Raw genomic sequence first — 19,149 nt, forward strand, 5'->3', positions numbered from 1 at the left:
CCGCACACGAAAAAAGCCGCTCTGTGGCGGCTTTTGTTCGAGTGATCTCTCCCAGGCACCGCTGCTATGAATAGCGGCGGTAAAACCAGCGGTTGGACAGGGGTCGGATCATGCTCATGGCCGGAACCCTAGCGCAAACCGGCGCGGGGTCAAGAGGCGGTATCGCCCTGTCGGCCTAACCTGTGGTCGTCGGTGTGCCGCGGGCTGGCGTTTCAGGGGCCAGTGCCAGTGCGGCAATCGCCCCCGGGGCTGCAGCGATCACCTCGTCGCCGGCCCGGGCAAGGATCGCCGCCAGCGTGCCGAACCAGCCCTGGCCGCGCGAACTGGCCCGGCGCACCAGCCCGATCACGCGCTGCGGCTGGGGTTCGGGAAACCGGGTCAGCGCCATCTCGGGGGCGGCGGCAGATTCGCGCGCGGCGGCAAGCTCGGGCAGGAACGTCAGGCCAAAGCCGCCGCCCACCAGCCCCGCAAGGGTCGAAAGCGAGGAGGCGCCAAGATCGACCCGCGTGTCGCGCCGGTCAAGCGCGCAGACCGCCAGCGCCTGATCGGCCAGGCAATGTCCCTCGTCCAGCAGCAAAAGCTGGCGCGGCAGCAGCGAGGTCGGGTCGGGCACATGGCCTTCGGCGCGCATCCGGCCGATCTGGTCGCAGGACCCGGCAAGCAGGAAGCGGTCGGTGAACAGCGGCGTTTCCTCAAGCCCCTGTTCCCCCGAGGGGAGCGCGATCACGGCGGCATCGAGCCGGCCCTCGGCCAGATCCTCGATCAGGGTTCCGGTGCGAGCCTCGCGCACCCGCAGGTCGAGCCGAAGGTTTTCGGCCCGCAGCAGCGGCAGCGCGGCCGGGATCAGATAGGGCGCCACCGTCGGGATCACCCCGATGGACAGCCGCCCGCCAAGCCCGCGGGTCAGCCGCGCCGTCCGTTCCAGCGCACCAATTTCGGCCAATACACGCCGGGCATGACCCAGCACCTCGTGGCCCGCAGGGGTCAGCGTGACCTTGCGCGGCTGACGTTCCAGCAGCATTACGCCGAGACCCTGCTCCAGATCCTTGATCTGCACCGACAGTGCTGGTTGGCTGACATGGCAGACCTCGGCGGCGCGACCAATCTGTCCCTGTTCTGCCACGGCGACGAAATAGCGGAGTTGGCGGAGTGTTACATTCATAATGGAAGCATATGAAAAGTCACCGGATGCGCAAGGTCGTCTTATGGATTGAAAGAGTGGACTGCGCATCGGCGCCCGGATATGGGAAAATCCGGCAGTGGCGCGCGCGTGGACCAAGTCCGAAATATGCACGTCATGTGCTATGGCTAAGGCCTCGTTTATGATCGTTGTGCGCGTGCCTCGCCCCGTCCGCCCGCCGGGGGATCGGCGGCTTTGGTGGAGAAACCGAGTGAGAATTGCCGTGAGACCAGTCGTTTCGCTCGGGGTCGGACCAGCCGCCGTCTTGCTGGCGACTGCCGCGCTTGCCGACCCGCTCAGCTATTCCGATGCCAGTGGTGACGTTATCTTCTATGGCCAGCTCAGCCCGACCTATCTGGGGTTCGACGATGGCGAGGAAAGCTTTGGGAACCTCGCGGACAATGATATTTCGAATTCGCTGGTCGGGTTCATCCTCGATTGGCGCATTGGTGCCGGTGTCGGCCTTCGGTTCAATCTTGAGGCCTCGATTGGGGCGCCGCAATCCTCGGCGTTCAGCCAGGGTTTCGAGCCGATCTGGGAGTGGGACAAGACCGACCTGAGGCACTTCGAACTGATCCTCGACACTGCTTTCGGCAAGCTGTCGGCCGGGCAGGGCTCGATGGCGACCGATGGAACGCCGGAGCAGGACCTGTCTGGGACATCGCTTGCGGGCTATGTGAGCCGTTCGGATACGGCGGGGGGCTATTTCCTGCGCCAAAGCTCGGGAGATCTGTCGGACATCAATATTGGCAGTGCCTTCATGGATTATAACGGCGGCAGGCAATTCCGCGTGCGCTATGACACGCCCGAATATTCCGGGTTCAGCGCCGCCGCAGCCTATGGCGTCGACATTCTGACCGAGGGCGACGACAACGATTATTACGACATCGCGGTCAATTATGGCGGCGAACTTGGCGCGACGACGGTTGCCGCCTCCCTCGGTTGGTCCTGGGTACATGATCCCGATACCGGGGATACCACGAACCGTCGCCTCGGCTCGATTTCGGTCCTGCACAAGCCCTCCGGGCTGAACGCGACCGTCGCCGCGGGGGCCGAGCCCGATGCCGGCAGCTATGTCTATGGCAAGCTGGGGTGGATCGGCGATGTCCTGGCCGTGGGCAGCACTGCGGTCGCGGTCGACTATTACAACGGCGAGGATTTGGGAATGGACGGTTCGTCCTCGAGGTCCTGGGGCGTCGAGGCGGTACAGAGCTTCGACAAGGCGAAGATCGATGCCTATGTCGGCTGGATAAGCTATGCCTACGATGACGATGCGGCATCCTACCGGGATGCCAGTTCGACCATGGTCGGGATGCGCTGGACGTTCTGATCCCTGTGCCGCCGCCGCCAAAGGCGCGCGGCCCGGCCGAAGCCGCGCCGCCCGGTAGGAACCGTCAGATCAGAGCTGTTCCAGCGTGATCTGGCCGTTGTTGGTGTAGAAGGCGATGTGATCCTTGATCCGCTCGATCCCTTCGGCGGGGTTTTCATACGACCAGGCAGCGTTGGACAGCATGTCGCTTTTCGTCGAGATCGCATAATAGTTGGCGTCGCCCATGTGCCGGCTGTGGGTGGTCTGTTCCGAGCGTTCGAGGAACGCCATGGCGATGTCTTCGCGCGGGAAATAGATCACCGGTTTCATTTCGCCTTCGATCAGTTCAAGGGCATCGTGACTTTCAGCCAGTACGGCGCCGCCTGCGCGAACAACCCAGGTGCCGCCAGCTCTTCGAATTTTGATATGGTAAACCATGGAGGTCTCCTTGCTATGAGTCCCACGAGAATAGCGCGGGTCGTATCAAATAATTTGGATGTTAGCCCTAACCTACAGGGGCGCTGTCGCGGCGTCCAGCCATAGGCCTGCCGCGCCCTCGACACGCTCGGACAGGCGGTCGCGAACGGCCGCGTGATAGATGTCGAGCCAGGTGCGTTCGTCCGCGGACAGCAACGATGGCTCGATCAGCCGGCGGTCGATCGGCACCCAGGTCAGGGTCCGGAACGCCAGCATCGGGCGGTCGTCGGCGCCGGGCAGGGCCGGGGCCGGGACCACGTGGATCAGGTTTTCGATCCTGATCCCGAATTCGCCCTCGCGATAATATCCAGGCTCGTTCGACAGCACCATGCCGGGGTCCAGCGCCACCTCGCCAAGCCGCGATATCCGCTGCGGCCCCTCGTGCACCGAAAGATAGGCACCGACCCCGTGACCGGTGCCGTGGTCGTAATCCTGCCCGGCCCGCCACAGCGCGATCCGCGCCAGCGGGTCGAGGTCGCGACCGGCAAGCCCCTTGGGCCAGCGCGCTTGCGACAGCGCGATCATGCCCTTCAGAACCCGGGTGAAGCAGGCCCGTTGCTCGTCCGTCACCGGGCCGGTGGCGACGGTGCGAGTGATGTCGGTGGTCCCGTCCAGGTACTGCGCACCGCTGTCGATCAGCAGCAACTCGCCCGGGGTGACGGCGCGGTCGGTCGCCTCGGTCACCCGGTAATGCACGATGGCGCCATGCGGGCCGGTGCCCGCGATGGTATCGAAGCTGATGTCGCGCAGCATCGGGTCCTGCCGGCGTTCCTGCTCCAGCCGGCGCACCACGGCGATCTCGGTCAGGCCGCCCTTCGGCGCCTCGGCGTCGAGCCAGGCGAGAAAGCGGCACATGGCGGCGCCGTCGCGCAGATGCGCGGCCTCCATCCCGGCGATCTCGGCCGCGGTCTTGCGTGCCTTGGGCAGCAGGCAGGGGTCGCGGCCTTCGACGATTTCGGCCAGTTTAAGCTGCTCGGCCACCCAGACCGGCGCGCTGGACGGGTCGATCCGCACGCGGCCGGTCAGCGCCTGCAGCGCCGGGCCAAAGGCCTCGGGCTCGGCCAGCCGCACCGATGTGCCGAGATGCCTGTGCAATTCAGTTGAGACCTTGGCGGCCGCACAGAACAGATCGACGCTGCCATCGCCGTGCAGCATTGCAAAGGCATGAGGAACCGGATTGCGGGGTATGTCGCTGCCGCGGATGTTCAGAAGCCAGGCGATGGAATCGGGCAGTGTCAGCACATTGGCGGCGATGTCGTCGTCCCGCAGCGCCTCGGCCAGGGTTGCGCGCTTGGCCTCGTGGCTCTGTCCGGCAAGTTCCAGCGGATGGGCTGCAATCTGTCCCAGGGGCGGGGCCGGCTGGTCGGCCCAGATCCGGTCGATCAGGTTCGCGGTCGGGACAAGACCGATCCCGGCGGGGCCGCAGCGCGCCGAAAGCTTGCGCAGTTCTTCGACCGTGTGCAGCCGCGGGTCGAACCCGATCTGCCCGCCCTCGGGCAGTTGCGCCACCAGCCAGTCGCCAAGCTTGGTTCCGGGCCAGGCAACGGGCGTGAAATGGTCGAGATCGACCTGGGTGCGGACCTGCAGGCGATAGCGGCCATCGACGAAGACCCCGGCAATGCCGTCCAGCACCGCGCAGAACCCCGCCGAGCCGGTGAAACCGGTCAGCCAGGCCAGCCGATCGTCATGCGCCGCCACATATTCGCCCTGGTGCACATCCGCCCGCGGCACCAGAAAACCGTCGAGCCCTGCTGCCGCGATCTCGGTGCGCAGCAGCGCCAGACGAGGCGGCCCGTCCTCGGGGCGTGTCGGAGCGTCGAAGGACTGGAACATGGCAGGGATCCCGTTGCTGCCGGCAAAGCGCTCCGGCGCGAACACCTAGCCGTGACGGGCGGCGGGACACAAGGCCCGCGGCGACCGGCCGCGAGCCCCGCGGGCAGGTGGGTCGGGCGCGCTGGCATCAGATTGGCCAGCGCGCCCCGAGGATCCGATGTCGGTCCCGGATCAGGCGGCGCGGTTCCGGCGCGCGCGCAGGATCCCGAGCCCGCCAAGTGCTGCGGCAAGTGCGGGCAGCGAGGCCGGCAGCGGCACAGGGGCGGGCTGGTCAAAGAAAGCGACGTCGCGCGCGCGTTGCGGATAGGTCCCGCTGTCCGCGAGCAAGAGCACCGCGCTCCATTCGTCATCACCCCAGAAGGCGCCATCGCCGTCGAGATCGAGCAGCCGGATCACCCAGTCGCCGATCGAGTCGGAATCGTTCGAGGTAATCAGGAACTCGCCAGTCTGCTCGTTGAGCGCCATGGAAAAGCCCGCGAGGAAATCGTAGGTGTCGCCGAGCACGCTCGTGTTCCACACCTCCTCTGTCTCGCCATCTCCGTCGATCATCCCCGAGCCGTCGAGGTCGGTCAGCCGGAACACCGAGGCGATGTCATCTTCGCCCGCCTGCCATTGCCAGGTCCAGACCGAGCCCAGGCCCGCCGCGATGGCAAGGTCGAACTCGGCTGTCGTGCCTTGGCCTTCGGTTGCAAAAGCCGTGACCTCGGACGCGCCGATCACGCCGTCGCCATCGGCATCGCGGGCGGCATAGATCGTGTCGGGCGTGGCGCCGGAGGTGTCGGCGATATAGGCCGTGTCGCCGTCGAAGGCGATCTCGAACGGCGAGGAGGAGGGATTGATCGCGGTCAGATCGAGCCAGCGGGTCGCCTCGCCCGCGTCGTTGGCGTCGCCGTCGCCGTTCAGATCGATGGTGCGATAGACATAGTCGCCGGTTGGATTGCCTTTGGTGTCAGCCTCGACCACATAGATCGCACCATCCGGCCCTTCGGCGATGCCGTTCGGCGTGTTCAGCGCGTAACCCGATGCGTTGTCCGACCCCGAGAACCAGACCGTCGCTTCGCCCGCCCCGTTCGCAGTGCCATCGCCATTCTTGTCGAGCGTCCGGTAGATCGTGTCGGTGCTTCCATCGCCCAGATAGACGGCGCCGCCTGCGGCCTGTGTGACGCTAAAGACGTTGCCGGTCGGCGAGGACAGGCCGGAATTGTTGGTCGCGTCGAAATAGGTCGTGGCCTCGCCCGGGTCGTTGGTGTCGCCGTCACCATTGAGGTCGCGCAGCAGCACGACGCTGTCGGTGGTCTGGTCGGCAAGCAGAAAGGGCGAAACCGTTGTCGCCGAGACGACAGAGCCGCACAGGGGCAGAATTGCCCCCGCGAGAAGAAGAGAACGCATGGAAAAGTCTCCCGTTTCCGGGCGGCGGTGGCCGCTGGCCAATCCCGCCCCCGTCTGGTTTGGAATTAACTCGGCCTGGCCTGAGGCTGGGAGAGTGTCGCCTCGATAAAGATTCCGAGAGAAACTGTCAATTAATGCTGAGCAGCGTTTCGGGCAGGCCGCTAGCCCGCCCGCTTAATCCCCGCAAACCGCGCCCGCGCCCGCGGGTCGGTGTCGAACAGCGAGGCAAGCTGCTCGGTCATCGCGCCGGCAAGCTGTTCGACGTCGGTGATTGTCACCGCCTTCTGGTAGTAGCGCGTCACGTCATGGCCGATGCCGATGGCGATCAGTTCCACCTGCTTGCGCCGCTCGATCATGGCGATCACGTCGCGCAGGTGCTTTTCAAGGAAATTCGCCGGGTTGACCGAAAGCGTTGAATCGTCGACCGGCGCGCCGTCCGAGATCACCATCAGGATCTTGCGCGCCTCGAGCCGTCCGGTGACGCGGCGGTGCGCCCATTCCAGCGCCTCGCCGTCGATGTTTTCCTTCAGCAGGCCTTCCTTCATCATCAGCCCGAGGTTGTCGCGCGACCGCCGCCAGGGCGCGTCCGCGGACTTGTAGATGATGTGGCGCAGGTCGTTCAGCCGACCGGGCCGCTGGGCGCGCCCTTCCTTCAGCCACAACTCGCGGGCCTGCCCGCCCTTCCAGGCGCGCGTGGTGAAGCCGAGGATCTCGACCTTGACCGAACAGCGTTCGAGCGTGCGCGCCAGAACATCGGCGCAAATCGCTGCAATCGAGATCGGCCGGCCGCGCATGGAGCCCGAGTTGTCCAAGAGCAGCGTCACCACGGTGTCGCGGAATTCGGTGTCCTTTTCGATCTTGAAGCTGAGCGGCGTCGTCGGGTTTGCCACCACCCGCGCCAGCCGGCCGGCGTCGAGAATGCCTTCCTCCAGATCGAACTCCCAACTGCGGTTCTGCTGGGCCTGCAACCGGCGCTGCAGCTTGTTGGCCAGCCGCGAAACGGCGCCCTTCAGCGGTTCGAGCTGCTTGTCGAGATAGGCGCGCAGCCGCTCCAGCTCCTCGGGCTCGGCCAGATCGGAGGCGCTGATCGTCTCGTCGAAAGCGTTGGTGAAGACCTGATAAGCGGGGTCGGCGTCGGAGACAGGCGCGGGCGGCGGCGGTTCGAGCGGCGCCTCGCCATCGGGCATCTCGGTCTCGTCGCTCATCTCCTGATCGGCGGCATCGTCCATCGACACCTGCGCCTCGGAGGAATCGTCGGTCGATTCCTGCTCCCGGTCGGCCTCGGCCTCATCCTCCTGCTGGCTGTCGTCCTGGTCGGACTGCTCGCTTTCGGTGTCTTCCTGCTGGTCCTCGGCGTCCTCGGGGTCGTTGTCGTCCTCGGTGTCGGGATCCTCGCCGAGCTGGTCGCCATAGCCCAGATCCTCGATCACCTTGCGGGCAAAGCGGGCGAAGGCAGCCTGATCGTCGAGGCATCCCTCCAGTCCGGTCAGGGTGTCTGCAGCCGAGCCTTCGAGATAGTCGCGCCAGAGGTCGAGCACATGCTGGGCGCCCTCGGGCAGATCGCGGCCGGTGGCAAGCTGGCGGATCAGATATCCCGCGGCGACCGACAGCGGCGCATCGCTCGACTTGGTGATCTGGGCATAGCCCTTGCGGCTGGCCTCGTTCGCGATCTTTGCGTCGATATTGACCGCGGTGCCGGGCATGACGCGGGCACCCACCGCCTCGCAGCGCGCCGTCTCCATTGCCTCATAAAGGTCAAGCGCCATCTGGCCCGCGGGCAAATAGCGGCGGTGCACGGCCGCGTCGTGATAGCGGTGGCGCAGCGCAAAGGCATCGGCGGTCCCGCGCGCCAGCATCACCTCGTCGCGGGTCATGCGGCGGCTGACCTGCGGCAGGCGCATCTGATCGCCAGACATCCCCGGCGGGTCGACCGTGAACTGGATCTTGATCTCGGGGTCGTCGGCCATGACCCGCGTCGCCTCTATCAAGGCTTTCTTGAACGGATCGGCGGGATTGTCGGATTGGGACATGGTCGTCTCGGGCGCTGTGGGCGTTATTCAGGGGCATCCTAGGCGTATTCGGCAGGGGATGCCATGCAGGTTCCGACCGGCCCGAGGCCACGCACCTGTGTATCCGTTCGGTCGCGCCTTTGGGGTCAGTTCCAGAACGGCTTGCGGGTCGCCAGGCCGTTCCAAAGCTCCCTCGCGTGACACCAGGCGGTTTCGGCATGGGCGGAACGGGTGCCGAGAAGCCAGCCGACCGCGCGCTGAGCCGCGGCATTGCGCGCACCGGGGCTGTCGGCCTTGCAGAGCATCGCCTCGGCCATCGCCAGATCGTTCAGATCGCCAAAGACGGTCTGAAGCTTTTTCAGCCGCCGGACGAATTCGTCGACCGCCTTCGGCGCATAAAGCGGGCCGAGGAACTCGATGGTATAGCGCAGCTTCTTCAGTTCCTTGCGCAGTTCATGGCGTTGTTCGATCGACAGATGGTCGATGCCTGCCGCGCGCTTTCGGACCGACTTCCAGCATTTCGCCAGCGCCGCGTCGGCGTGTGCGCGGATCGGCAGCGCCAGCCGCGCGGTCTGGTTGAAATCCTCGGGCGCAAGCCAGCGCCGGGTCTCGATGAAGCAGGCGAGGTCGATCTGGAACGCCTGGGTGCGCGGCGCGACAAGCGCGCGGCGCAGTTCGTCGCGCACCGCCTCGCGCCGGGTCTCAACTGCGCTGCGCAGGGCGGCAAAACCGGGCTCGGCCGGATGCTCGAGTGCTGCCGGGTCCACCAGATCGGTGATCACCACATCGAGATCGCGCAACGCGCCGACCTCGGCGCCAAGGTGGCGCGCTTCGTCGTTCAGGCGGGTGAGTTCGGGATGGCCGATGATGGGTCGGAAGATCCAGAAGGCCGAACGCAACCGGCGCAGCCCGATCCGCAGCTGATGCGGGCCTTCGGGCGCGTCGGTGGCGCAGACAAGATCGACGTTCGTCGCGATCTGATCGAAGCATTCGCGCAGCACGTCGCGCGCCGCGATCTCGGATGTCATCGCGGGCGACAGCGGCACATCGCGCGCGTTGCGGGGCAGGGGGTCGGCTTCGACCTGACCAGTTTCGGCCAGCATGAAGCCGCGGGCGGATTTCGACAGGGTCGACAGGTGCAGCCCGCCATCGGGGAAAAGCTGTCCGGTCAGGTTATAGAGCGCATCGACCTCGCCCTCGATCAGCTCCAGTTCGGCCTCGCGGAACGGACGTTTCTGGTCGCCGGCAATGATCTCGCCGATGTCGATCGACAGCTCGACCCGCGCACCGCCGGGCAGCGTCAGCATCGAGGCGGCGCGCTTCATCACCGTTTCGCAGACCGGCAGCAACTCGCAACCGTTGACCGCAGCCTCGATTTCAGCGCGCAGGGCCGGCTCGGGGATCCGGGTCAGATCGATCCGGCCGCCGGGGGCCGGGGTCTCGACCTCGTCGCTGCGCTGAAGGCCACCGCTCAGAGTCGCGTTCGACTTGATGGTCTGGAGCCAGCGCCGCCCGTCGCGGCGCAGGCGCAGCGCGGTTCCGGCCTGCCGCAAGCGGTAGTCCGGGGTGTCGAAATAGACACTGCGCAGGGTCCGGGTCTGTGTCGTGCCCGCGGCCAGCCCCAGCGACTTCAGCCTGGTTTTCAGGCGGCGGGCGGAGTCCTCGTCGAGGACGAATTTCAACTCGATCTCGGTCATATCCGGGATATATAAAAAGCATACTTCAGGTACAAGCCATAACAGGTACGAGCGGCGCAGGCCGGCGCGACTGTCGGCGCCCGACCATGCGGCCGTCCGCCGATGCGCAAGCTTGGGGCCGGCCGGTCAGCCCGGCGTGTTCTCAACGCTGCCCATGGTCAGCAAGGCGTTGCGGAATTCCGGATCGCTCAGCACCACCTCGGCGGCGCCAAGCCGCTGTGCCTGCAGCAGGGCACGGGTGGTCTGTGTCTGCGCCAGATCCACCGCACGGGGCAGCGGCAGGCCGCGCCCCAGACCCGCCATGATCAGCCCGGCATAAAGATCGCCGGTGCCGGCGAGTGCGACGGGAACATGTGCGGTCGGATGCCGGCCGATCCCGTCGGGGCCGAACAGGATGCTTTCGATCATCCCCGGCGGCGTCTCGGCCAGCGCACAGCCGGTGACGATCAGCTGCGCCTCTGGCGACAGCGAAAGCCGCCCCGCCGCGCGTTGCAGATCGGAAAGCGTCGCAATCGCCATCCCGGTCAGATGCGACAGCTCGAAAGGGTTCGGCGTTGCGATGTCGGCCAGCGGAAGCAGCCGGTCGCGCATCACCTCGGCAATCGCCTCGGGGACATAAAGCCCCGGACCCGCATCGCCCATCACCGGATCGCACAGATATCGCAGCCCCGGGTTCGCGGCCTTGGCCCGGGCGATGAACCCGGCCGCGAGCAGCGCCACCTCGACCGATCCGAAATAGCCCGTGACGATGAAGGCCGCGCGTCCGGGCAGGCCCCGTTCCTCGGCCCCGAGCAGCAGATCGGCAAAGAAATCGCCGGGCAGCGCGCGACCGCGCAGGGTCGGATAGTCGGGCGTGTTCGAGAATACCACGGTCGGGATCGCTGCCACCTCGAGCCCTGCGGCCAGCATCGGAAAGACCGCAGCCGAATTGCCGACATGGCCGAAGACGACCTGGCTCTGAATCGAGATCACGAGGGGCGGACGCATCGGCAAGGGCTCTCCGGCCTGTTGGGCGATCCGGGGCTGTTTGGCGGGCGGATCGGCGGGGTTGACCGGTTTCCCATAGAGCAGATGGCCAAGCGGGTGCAATCGCTCGACCGGACGGCGGGACGGCCGCGTGCCCCCTTTGGCGGTGGATTTCGACGGCAAGCCCGCGAATGGCGACAGCAGGTCGCCCGGACCCTGCAATGCGCGCAGGTGCTAGGCGAAATGCGAAAACTGATATGCTAGTAATACCTGTGGGCATTCACTCCGCCCGACATTTCGTTTAAGAGCGCAATCGACCTCAGCGATTTCACGTTCTTGCCCGATGGGACCAGGAACTGGCTGAAGCCTGATGCACCACTGCCGAAGCGAGGATACCGTCCATGTCGAGCCGAATTGCACACGCCGGGCTGCGCGCCAAGATAACGAGCGCGGAAGAGGCCGCCACGTTCATCAAGAACGGAATGAACGTGGGGATGAGCGGCTTCACCGGCTCCGGCTATCCCAAGGTGGTGTCGCAGGCGCTGGCCGACCAGATCGAAGCCACCCACGCCGCGGGCGATCCGTTCAAGATCGGCGTCTGGACCGGTGCCTCGACCGGCCCCGAACTTGATGGCGCGCTGGCCAAGGCGGACGGGATCGGGTTCAGGTTGCCCTACAGTTCCGATCCGATCGCCCGCGACAAGATCAACCGCGGCGAGATCAACTATTTCGACATGCACCTCAGCCACGTGGCGCAGATCGCCTGGGAGGGCTTTCTCGGCCCGCTCGATACCGCGGTGATCGAGGTTGCGGGGATCACGCCCGAGGGCGACCTGATCCCGTCGACCTCGGTCGGCAACAACAAGACCTGGCTCGACCAGGCCAAGCAGATCATCCTCGAGGTGAACTCCTGGCAGAACCTGCAGCTCGACGGGATGCACGACATCTATTACGGCACGGCGCTGCCGCCGAACCGGGTGCCGATTCCGCTGATCCGGCCCGACGACCGCATCGGCCAGCCGCATTTCCGCTGCGATCCTGCCAAGGTCGTCGCCGTGGTCGAAACCGACTCGCCCGACCGCAACCTGCCCTTTGCCGCGCCCGACGCCAACGCCAAGGCAATTGCCGGGCACCTGCTGGAGTTCCTCAAGAACGAGGTCAAGCAGGGCCGGCTGCCGCCGTCGCTGTTGCCGCTGCAGTCGGGTGTCGGCAACGTCACCAATGCGGTGCTGGCCGGTCTGATGGATGCGCCGTTCGAGAACATGACCTCGTTCACCGAGGTGATCCAGGACGGCATGATCGACCTGCTTGAATCGGGCAAGCTGCTGATGGCCTCGGCCACCGCGTTCTCGCTGAGCCCGGCGATGGCGGAACGGCTGAACCGCGATGCCTCGTGGTTCCGCGACAAGCTGATCCTGCGCCCGCAAGAGATCTCGAACCATCCCGAACTGGTGCGGCGGCTGGGCTGCATTGCCATGAACGGGCTGATCGAGGCCGACATCTACGGCGCTGTCAACTCGACCCATGTCATGGGATCGAAAATCCAGAACGGCATCGGCGGGTCGGGCGATTTCGCGCGCAACGCCTTCGTCTCGATCTTCATGACCCCGTCGACGGCCAAGGGCGGCGCGATCTCGGCGATCGTGCCACAGGTCAGCCATGTCGATCACATCGCGCAGGACGTGCAGGTCATCGTCACCGAACAGGGTCTGGCCGACCTGCGCGGGCTGGTACCGCGCCAGCGTGCCATGCTGATCATCGAAAACTGCGCCCATCCCGATTTCCGCGACGCGCTGAAGGACTACTATGAACGCGCGCTGCGCGGCTCGTTCGGCCAGCAATCGCCGTCGCTGCTGACCGAGGCGTTGTCCTGGCATCAGCGTTTCGTCGAAACCGGCTCGATGCGGCCCTAGGTCCCCCAACCTGCAGGGCCGGCCACCGCGGCTGGCCCTGCAGGCTGAAATCCTGCCAGACTCGATCCCGAAAACGAAACAAGGCGCGCCTTTCGGCGCGCCTTTTCGTCTGGGACCAACGTCCGGGATCGGCCGGGGATTACTCCTCGCCGGCCTCCTCGGCATCGTCTTCCGCGTCATCGCTGCTGGCGGCAAGGCCGGACGGGGCCGAGATCGAGGCGATGGTGAAATCGCGGTCGATGGTCGGCTTGGCGCCCTCGGGCAGCTTGATCATCGAGATCGACACGTGGTCGTGCAGATCGAGCCCGGCAAGCGAAGCCTCGATCTTCTCGGGGATGTCGCCCGCGGTGACCACAAGTTCAACCTCGGGGCGCACAACGGTCAGAACGCCGCCTTTTTTCAGGCCGGGGCAGTCCTTTTCATCCGTGAACTCGACGGGGATGAACAGGTTGACCTTCGAGGTCCGGCGCAGGCGCATGAAGTCGACATGCGTCGGCAGGTCCTTGACCACGTCGCGCTGAACGCCACGGCAGATCACGCGCACGTCTTCCTGTCCCTCGACCTTCATGTTGAAGAGCGTCGAGAGGAAGCGGCCCGCCCGGAGCCGCTTGAGCAGCACGTTGAACGGCAGGTTGATGGCAACCGGGTCGCTGCCGCCGCCATATATGATGCCTGGTACGAGCCCGTCCCTGCGAGCTTGACGAGCGGCCCCCTTGCCTGTCCCCGTGCGTACCGTGGCGCTAAGATCTGGAATCTCGCCAGCCATTGGTATCTCCTGAATTGCGGGCATCCTCCAAGGGTGTATGCCCAGGTTTGTAGAAGCGTGCCCTATAAGGTGAAACCGCCTTAAGGGAAAGGGCTAATCCTGGCGCGCGGAGGGACAGCGGCCACCCGGAAATCCCCGCCTGACTTGATTGAGGTCATGGACGAAACGTTAACGATACGTAAACCTGATACCGGCAACCCGCGACGGGGGAGTCGCGTCAGCTGAGGGGGTGGGTCGCATGAACGCCATGAAGGAGATGTCGACAGAGATGCCGAAGGCGGCAGCGGTCGAACGGATGATGGATCTTGCCAGTCGATGGCAGAAGCTCGGGCTTACGGCCGCGGTCTGGTCGAATCCAGCGATGCTGGAGCGGATGGCCGCCATGCATGCCGAGTGGACAGGGTTCCTGTCACGGCGGATGCAGGAAAACCTGAAAGTTCAGGGCGAATGTCTGGGCTGCACCGATCCGGTGGAGTTCCAGGAGATACAGGGGCGTTTCTTCAAGACGGCCTTTGACCAATATTGCGCCGAGATCGGAAAACTGGTGCGAATGCAACAGTCTGCCTTCGAAGAGCTTGAGGTCAAGGGGTCCGGCGACTGACACGCCGGGAAGCGCAATGTACCGGGAGGACCCCGAGGGGGGGCTGGAGTTGCGTGGTTCGAAAATGAGAACGGCCCTGGCCGCCGCCGTACCCAAGGGGTGCTGGCGGCGGTTTCTGTTTCAGCGGGTGCAGGGTGTGACGACTCAAGCCGCGCGCCGCGCGGTGCCTCGCGGTCAGTCTCGGCCCGTTTCGGGCGCCGAAACCGGACGCGGGGCGGACTTCCGGCCAGCCAAAGCGGTTCGGAAGGCTTCCCGCGGCTGCAGCAGGGCGTGGCAGATTGACGCCAAGACGGTCGCCCTTCCAGCGTCGAGGTCTCGCCGGAACCCGGGGGGCGAGTGTTGCCGCCAGCGCAAAGCCGGGTTTCCGTCTCATGCTGCAGCGCCGAATCGGGGTGGCGCGTTGCCGGGTACCAGAGTGGCCAGGCGCTTTGGGAAACCAGCAGGACTTGGGATCGGAGCGGATGCTGCACCTGCACAATCGGGCAATGGCCCGGGGCGGCCACGGGCATTGCAAGAGGGCGGCATGTGGTGCGGCGATCCGCCACGCCGGTCGGGGCACCGGCGAACCGGCCTGCGGACGCGCGCCCCGCGGCACTTGCCCGGATGATTGCGTCAACATTTGCAGGGTGACATCGTCGCGCCAGCGAGTAAGACACGTGCCGAGGGCCTGAGCCCCATGCACAAGGACCTTTGTTCTGCATTTCGGCGCCACGGCCCGATTCGTGGCAAGGCCGCTATGTTCCCGCTCTGAAATGAGGAAAAGACCATGACTGTGAAAGTTGCCATCAACGGTTTCGGCCGCATCGGACGCAACGTGCTCCGCGCCATCGTTGAGAGCGGCCGTGATGACATCGAAGTCGTCGCGATCAACGATCTGGGCCCGGTCGAGACCAACGCGCACCTCATCCGCTTCGATTCCGTGCACGGCCGCTTCCCCGGCACCGTCACCACCACCGAAGACACGATCGACGTTGGCCGCGGTCCGATCAAGGTGACCGCGATCCGCGATCCCAAGGAACTGCCCTGGGGCGACGTCGACATCGCGATGGAATGCACCGGTATCTTTACCGCGCGCGACAAGGCGGCCTTCCACCTGGCGAACGGCTCCAAGCGGGTGCTGATCTCGGCTCCGGGCGAGGGTGCCGACAAGACCATCGTCTTCGGCGTCAACGACGACGTGCTGACCAAGGACGACCTCGTGGTATCGAACGCGTCCTGCACCACCAATTGCCTGTCGCCGGTCGCCAAGGTGCTGAACGACCTGATCGGGATCGAGAAGGGGATGATGACCACCATCCACTCCTACACCGGTGACCAGCCGACCCTCGATACCCTGCACAAGGATCTCTATCGTGGCCGTGCCGCGGCACTGTCGATGATCCCGACCTCGACCGGTGCTGCCAAGGCCGTGGGTCTGGTGCTGCCCGACCTGAAGGGCAAGATGGACGGCTTCGCGATCCGCGTGCCGACCCCGAACGTCTCGGTCGTCGACCTGAAGTTCATCGCCAAGCGTGCGACCACCGTCGAAGAGATCAACGAGGCGATCAAGGCCGCGGCCGATGGCCCGATGAAGGGCGTTCTGGGCTATACCGTCTACAAGAACGTGTCGTCCGACTTCAACCACGACCCGCATTCGTCGATCTTCCACCTCGACCAGACCAAGGTCATGGACGGCACCTTCTGCTCGATCCTGACCTGGTACGACAACGAATGGGGCTTCTCGAACCGTATGGCCGATACCGCGGTCAAGATGGGCTCGCTGATCTGATCGCGATCTGATCCCGGGGGCTTCCCCCGAAAACGCCGGCCGGGCCCTGTGCCCGGCCGGTTTGCGTTTGGGCGGTGCTTTGGGGCAAGGTGCGCGGTCGCGCGGCGCGCTCAGCCAAGTGCCGAGCGCAGCATGCGGATCGCGGTGATGGCAAGAAACAGCGCGAAGGCGCGCTTGATCCAGACCGTGTCGAGCCTGTGCGCGAGATGGGCGCCGAAGGGCGCGAAGCCAACCGAGAACGGCAGGATCACCGCAGCGCCGAGCAGGCTGACATAACCCACCGAGACCGGCGGCCGGCCGGGCAGGCCCCAGCCAGAGGCGACAAATCCGATTGTGGCGGGCAGCGCGATCAGGAAGCCGAAGGCCGCCGCCGTGCCGACGGCGCGGCGGATCTCGACCGAAAAGGCGGTCAGGATCGGAACCGACAGCGTGCCGCCACCGATCCCCATCAGGGCCGACAGCAGGCCGACGATGCTGGCAATTGCCCAGTTTGCGGCGCGGTGCACCGGCAGATGCGCCGCCAGCACCAGATTGCGCGGCGCGGCCATGTTGACCGCGACCAACAGCGCGATGCCGCCGAAGATCGCCTTGAGGCCGTCGGCATTGATGTAGCGCGCCACCAGCCCGCCGGTCAGCGCCCCGATCACGATGCCGGGCCCCCAAAGCCACAGCAGCCCGGTATCGACGGCGCCACGCTTCTGATGCGCCCGGGCCGAGCTGAGCGAGGTGAAGATGATGGTGGCAAGCGAGGTCGCGACCGACATGTGCATCGAGATCTCGGGCGGGAAATGCGTGGCCGACAGCAGCCAGAACAAGGCAGGCACCAGAACGATGCCGCCCCCCACGCCGAGAAGCCCGGCAAGCAGTCCGGCCAGCACCGCGGTGGCGCAAAGCCCGGCCAGCAGGATGGCCGCCTGCATCAGGCTGATGTCTGTCATGGCGATCCTGCCTTTCGCTGTCGGCGCCGGTTGCTACCGCTGCACCCGCAGCATCGGTTGTAGCGTGCTGCCCGGCGCTGGCAAGCCGTCAGGCAGAGGCGGAACTTGCGTCCGTTTTGTGATAGAATGAGACGTCCGGCACCGCCCGGCGCCGGTGAAACGCTCGTTGAGGAGAACGTCATGAAACCCGTCGTACTTCTGGTCGGTCGTCTGCCCGATGTGGTCCGGCAGGCTGCCCGAGAACTCGAGGATCTGCCCATCCAATGGCTGGGCGCTCACAACCGCGAGGAGGTCGTGGCCCAGCTCGATGCCGAGCCGAACATTCGCTCGGTCGTGGTGGGAGCAGGGCTCGACGATATGTTGCGGGGCGAACTGGTAGGGCTGATCGCGGCGCGGCGCCCGGATCTGTGCATCCATTTCAAGGATCGCGCCTCCGGCCCGGCCGGGCTCGCGCCCTTCGCGCGCCGGATCGCCGAATCCGAGATGCTGCACTGGACCCGGCTCGACACGGTCTGAGCCGGCGGACGATCTGCGCTCGACTTCGGCGGATATTCCGGGCTATCCCGCCTCTGTCGCACCGGTGACTGCGAGGGAGAGAGGATGACCTTCGACCGTTCCATCAAGATCGCGCCGTCGATCCTTTCCGCCGATTTCGCCAACTTCGGCGCAGAGATCCGTGCCATCGAATCCGAGGGCGCCGACTGGGTGCATGTCGACGTGATGGACGGTCATTTCGTGCCGAACCTCACCTTCGGTCCGCCGGCGGTCAAGGCGTTCCGCCCGCATGTGACAACCGTCATGGACGTGCACCTGATGATCGCGCCGGTCGATCCCTTTATCGAGGCCTATGCCGAGGCGGGCGCCGACTTCCTGACCGCGCATATCGAGGCGGGCCCGCACATCCACCGCACCTTGCAGGCGATCCGCGGCGCCGGGATGAAGGCGGGCGTGGCGCTCAACCCCGGAACCGGAATCGCGGACGTGGCCTATCTGCTCGACATGGTCGACCTGATCCTGGTGATGACGGTGAACCCAGGCTTCGGCGGGCAGAAGTTCATCCATTCCCAGATCGAGAAGGTGCGCGCACTGCGCGCCATGATCGGCGACCGCCCCGTCCATATCGAGATCGACGGCGGCATCACCCCGGAAACCGCCCCGCTGATGGCGGCCGCTGGTGCCGACGTGCTGGTGGCGGGCTCGGCGGTGTTCAAGGGCGGATCGGTCGACAATCCCGCGCCCTATGGCCAGAATATCCGGGCGATCCGGGCCGCGGCCGAGGGCGCGCGCGAAACCGCCTGAACCGGGCGGACCCGCCTGTTGCTATTCGTCTATCTGAATGTGAAACTGCCGCCGAAACGGGGCGGGAGGAACCTCAGATGACACTGACACGACGCCGGATGCTGCAGGCGAGCTTGGCCGGGGCGTTCCTGCCCCTGGTTCCGCGGTGGGCGCGGGCCGAGATCGCGCTTGGCGACATGCGCATCGACACCCTCAGCGACGGGCACCTCGTGCTGCCGCCTGACTTCATCTTTGGCCCGATGCCGCAACAGGCGCTGCCCGCGGTGCTGGCCCCATTCCACATCTCGCTCGACACGCCGCTTCTGCCGGACTGCAACCTCACGCTCCTGCGCCGGGGCGAGGACGTCGTGCTGTTCGACGCCGGGGCCGGGCTGACTTTTCAGGATACGGCCGGAAAACTGCCCGCGGCGCTCGACGCGATCGGGCTTGCCCCCGAAGAGGTCACCCACGTGATCTTCACCCATGGTCATCCCGATCACCTCTGGGGCGTGCTCGACGATTTCGACGAGCCGTTCTTTGCCAATGCCCAGCACATGATGGGCAAGACCGAATGGGATTTCTGGATCGACCCGCAGACGGCGGACCGGATCGACGCGGCGCGGACGACATTCGCCATCGGCGCGCGACGACGGCTTGAGGCGATGGAAGACGCGATGCTGTTTTTCGCCGACGGGGAGGAGATCCTGCCCGGCGTCGCCGCCCGCATGACCCCGGGTCACACCCCCGGTCACATGTCGTTCGAACTGCGTTCGGGCAGCGAAAGCCTGATGGTGCTGGGCGACGCGATCAGCAATCACCACGTGGCCTTTGCCCGGCCAGACTGGCCTTCGGGCTCGGATCAGGATACGGCACTGGCGGCCGCGACGCGCGTGGCGTTGTTGGACCAGATTGCAGCCATGCAGATGCCGGTCATCGGCTTTCACCTGCCGGGCGGCGGTTTGGGCCGTGCGGAGCGGGACGGATCGTCTTATCGTTTTGTCGCGGAAGGGGAGTGAGTCCCCGAC

General features: G+C 65.8%; 16 protein-coding genes. 7 read left to right on the forward strand and 9 right to left on the reverse strand.

Going from position 1 to position 19,149, the window contains the following annotated elements:
- Window positions 1-175: 175 nt before the first annotated feature.
- Entirely contained in the window at window positions 176-1,162 is a 987-nt protein-coding gene (locus tag DQG17_RS15985) for a LysR substrate-binding domain-containing protein (RefSeq protein WP_116133853.1), read from the reverse strand.
- 241 nt (window positions 1,163-1,403) lie between these two features.
- Here DQG17_RS15985 and DQG17_RS15990 point away from each other — a divergent pair, with 241 nt between their 5' ends.
- Window positions 1,404-2,510 (forward strand): porin, encoded by a 1,107-nt coding sequence (locus tag DQG17_RS15990; RefSeq protein WP_157973636.1) that lies wholly within the window; start codon window positions 1,404-1,406, stop codon window positions 2,508-2,510.
- Window positions 2,511-2,579: 69 nt separating this feature from the next.
- On the opposite strand, the gene DQG17_RS15995 is transcribed toward DQG17_RS15990, so the two are convergent.
- The 6 genes from DQG17_RS15995 to pdxY all read right to left on the reverse strand — a co-directional run bounded on the left by DQG17_RS15995 (window position 2,580) and on the right by pdxY (window position 10,881).
- Window positions 2,580-2,927: a DUF427 domain-containing protein gene (locus DQG17_RS15995; protein ID WP_116133855.1), complete on the reverse strand. Its 348-nt coding sequence runs from the start codon at window positions 2,925-2,927 to the stop codon at window positions 2,580-2,582.
- 72 nt (window positions 2,928-2,999) lie between these two features.
- Window positions 3,000-4,799, reverse strand: coding sequence for an aminopeptidase P family protein (locus DQG17_RS16000; RefSeq protein ID WP_116133856.1), 1,800 nt, complete (start codon window positions 4,797-4,799; stop codon window positions 3,000-3,002).
- A 171-nt stretch (window positions 4,800-4,970) separates the two neighbouring features.
- The gene (locus DQG17_RS16005) at window positions 4,971-6,188 is read right to left on the reverse strand and encodes a hypothetical protein (RefSeq protein WP_116133857.1); all 1,218 of its coding nucleotides are present in this window, start codon (window positions 6,186-6,188) and stop codon (window positions 4,971-4,973) included.
- A 161-nt stretch (window positions 6,189-6,349) separates the two neighbouring features.
- The gene (gene cobT, locus DQG17_RS16010; protein WP_116133858.1) at window positions 6,350-8,218 is read right to left on the reverse strand and encodes a cobaltochelatase subunit CobT; all 1,869 of its coding nucleotides are present in this window, start codon (window positions 8,216-8,218) and stop codon (window positions 6,350-6,352) included.
- A gap of 125 nt (window positions 8,219-8,343) precedes the next feature.
- Complete coding sequence (locus tag DQG17_RS16015; protein WP_116133859.1) at window positions 8,344-9,894, reverse strand: CYTH and CHAD domain-containing protein; 1,551 nt, start codon at window positions 9,892-9,894, stop codon at window positions 8,344-8,346.
- Window positions 9,895-10,020: 126 nt separating this feature from the next.
- The gene (pdxY, locus tag DQG17_RS16020) at window positions 10,021-10,881 is read right to left on the reverse strand and encodes a pyridoxal kinase (RefSeq protein WP_116133937.1); all 861 of its coding nucleotides are present in this window, start codon (window positions 10,879-10,881) and stop codon (window positions 10,021-10,023) included.
- Window positions 10,882-11,261: 380 nt separating this feature from the next.
- On the opposite strand from pdxY, the gene DQG17_RS16025 reads away from it, so the two are divergent.
- On the forward strand, window positions 11,262-12,773 hold the full coding sequence (locus DQG17_RS16025; RefSeq protein ID WP_116133860.1) for an acetyl-CoA hydrolase/transferase family protein: 1,512 nt from the start codon (window positions 11,262-11,264) through the stop codon (window positions 12,771-12,773).
- A 139-nt stretch (window positions 12,774-12,912) separates the two neighbouring features.
- Here the strand turns inward: DQG17_RS16025 and DQG17_RS16030 are convergent, their stop codons facing one another.
- Complete coding sequence (locus DQG17_RS16030) at window positions 12,913-13,539, reverse strand: 50S ribosomal protein L25/general stress protein Ctc (RefSeq protein ID WP_116133861.1); 627 nt, start codon at window positions 13,537-13,539, stop codon at window positions 12,913-12,915.
- Window positions 13,540-13,777: 238 nt separating this feature from the next.
- Between DQG17_RS16030 and DQG17_RS16035 the strand changes: the two genes are divergently transcribed.
- Together DQG17_RS16035 and gap are read left to right on the forward strand one after the other, a co-directional pair.
- Entirely contained in the window at window positions 13,778-14,140 is a 363-nt protein-coding gene (locus DQG17_RS16035; protein WP_116133862.1) for a phasin family protein, read from the forward strand.
- Between the two features lie 766 nt (window positions 14,141-14,906).
- Complete coding sequence (gene gap / locus DQG17_RS16040) at window positions 14,907-15,908, forward strand: type I glyceraldehyde-3-phosphate dehydrogenase (RefSeq protein ID WP_116133863.1); 1,002 nt, start codon at window positions 14,907-14,909, stop codon at window positions 15,906-15,908.
- A gap of 110 nt (window positions 15,909-16,018) precedes the next feature.
- Here gap and DQG17_RS16045 read toward each other — a convergent pair whose 3' ends face one another.
- Window positions 16,019-16,846 (reverse strand): sulfite exporter TauE/SafE family protein, encoded by an 828-nt coding sequence (locus DQG17_RS16045; RefSeq protein ID WP_116133864.1) that lies wholly within the window; start codon window positions 16,844-16,846, stop codon window positions 16,019-16,021.
- Window positions 16,847-17,026: 180 nt separating this feature from the next.
- On the opposite strand from DQG17_RS16045, the gene DQG17_RS16050 reads away from it, so the two are divergent.
- The 3 genes from DQG17_RS16050 (at window position 17,027) to DQG17_RS16060 (ending at window position 19,140) form a co-directional block, all read left to right on the forward strand.
- Entirely contained in the window at window positions 17,027-17,362 is a 336-nt protein-coding gene (locus tag DQG17_RS16050) for a hypothetical protein (RefSeq protein ID WP_116133865.1), read from the forward strand.
- 84 nt (window positions 17,363-17,446) lie between these two features.
- Entirely contained in the window at window positions 17,447-18,145 is a 699-nt protein-coding gene (gene rpe / locus DQG17_RS16055; protein WP_116133866.1) for a ribulose-phosphate 3-epimerase, read from the forward strand.
- A 77-nt stretch (window positions 18,146-18,222) separates the two neighbouring features.
- Entirely contained in the window at window positions 18,223-19,140 is a 918-nt protein-coding gene (locus tag DQG17_RS16060; protein WP_116133867.1) for an MBL fold metallo-hydrolase, read from the forward strand.
- The last annotated feature ends 9 nt before the right edge of the window (window positions 19,141-19,149 follow it).

The organism is Tropicimonas sp. IMCC34043 (assembly GCF_003390845.1).
Taxonomy (GTDB): domain Bacteria; phylum Pseudomonadota; class Alphaproteobacteria; order Rhodobacterales; family Rhodobacteraceae; genus Tropicimonas.

Coding starts and splice junctions, on each gene's coding strand:
- cobT (WP_116133858.1), bottom strand. CDS start 8,218: ATGTCCCAATCCGACAATCCCGCCGATCCGTTCAAGAAAGCCTTGATA.
- DQG17_RS16030 (WP_116133861.1), bottom strand. CDS start 13,539: ATGGCTGGCGAGATTCCAGATCTTAGCGCCACGGTACGCACGGGGACA.
- DQG17_RS16050 (WP_116133865.1), top strand. CDS start 17,027: ATGAAACCCGTCGTACTTCTGGTCGGTCGTCTGCCCGATGTGGTCCGG.
- DQG17_RS16045 (WP_116133864.1), bottom strand. CDS start 16,846: ATGACAGACATCAGCCTGATGCAGGCGGCCATCCTGCTGGCCGGGCTT.
- DQG17_RS16025 (WP_116133860.1), top strand. CDS start 11,262: ATGTCGAGCCGAATTGCACACGCCGGGCTGCGCGCCAAGATAACGAGC.
- DQG17_RS16000 (WP_116133856.1), bottom strand. CDS start 4,799: ATGTTCCAGTCCTTCGACGCTCCGACACGCCCCGAGGACGGGCCGCCT.
- gap (WP_116133863.1), top strand. CDS start 14,907: ATGACTGTGAAAGTTGCCATCAACGGTTTCGGCCGCATCGGACGCAAC.
- DQG17_RS16035 (WP_116133862.1), top strand. CDS start 13,778: ATGAACGCCATGAAGGAGATGTCGACAGAGATGCCGAAGGCGGCAGCG.
- DQG17_RS16015 (WP_116133859.1), bottom strand. CDS start 9,894: ATGACCGAGATCGAGTTGAAATTCGTCCTCGACGAGGACTCCGCCCGC.
- DQG17_RS15985 (WP_116133853.1), bottom strand. CDS start 1,162: ATGAATGTAACACTCCGCCAACTCCGCTATTTCGTCGCCGTGGCAGAA.
- pdxY (WP_116133937.1), bottom strand. CDS start 10,881: ATGCGTCCGCCCCTCGTGATCTCGATTCAGAGCCAGGTCGTCTTCGGC.
- rpe (WP_116133866.1), top strand. CDS start 17,447: ATGACCTTCGACCGTTCCATCAAGATCGCGCCGTCGATCCTTTCCGCC.
- DQG17_RS16060 (WP_116133867.1), top strand. CDS start 18,223: ATGACACTGACACGACGCCGGATGCTGCAGGCGAGCTTGGCCGGGGCG.
- DQG17_RS16005 (WP_116133857.1), bottom strand. CDS start 6,188: ATGCGTTCTCTTCTTCTCGCGGGGGCAATTCTGCCCCTGTGCGGCTCT.
- DQG17_RS15995 (WP_116133855.1), bottom strand. CDS start 2,927: ATGGTTTACCATATCAAAATTCGAAGAGCTGGCGGCACCTGGGTTGTT.